This window comes from Devosia alba (assembly GCF_039938915.1).
GTDB lineage: Bacteria > Pseudomonadota > Alphaproteobacteria > Rhizobiales > Devosiaceae > Devosia > Devosia alba.
The window spans coordinates 1-279 of the sequence record NZ_JBDUUI010000076.1; the positions used below are offsets into that span (position 1 = coordinate 1).

At 51.3% G+C, this 279-nt stretch carries 1 protein-coding gene; it reads left to right on the forward strand.

Annotated features, from left to right (window positions below; genetic code table 11):
- Positions 1 to 279: hypothetical protein (locus ABFY71_RS18830; RefSeq protein WP_347947399.1), on the forward strand; the 279-nt coding region annotated here is incomplete at both ends.

Genomic DNA, 279 nt, shown 5'->3' on the forward strand with positions numbered 1-279 from the left:
GATTCACCAGACGAGCGCTGAATTGCAGGCACAGCTTTACGGATTCATGGTATCTAAGGGCATCATGCCAGAAATGGCTGGTGCAGTTTACTATTCAGAGCAACTAAAGAGGTTAGTATGGGATTTACAGAATGGGACGTACCTGGCGAGGGCGCTGCATCAGTATCAACAACCGAAGTGGGTAATGCTGGGGGCGTCCGCACAGTACGCGGTTGCTGGAGCCAGCGATATCCTCAAGTGCAGCAAATCCCCCGCAGTGATATTGACAGAGGATTGGTT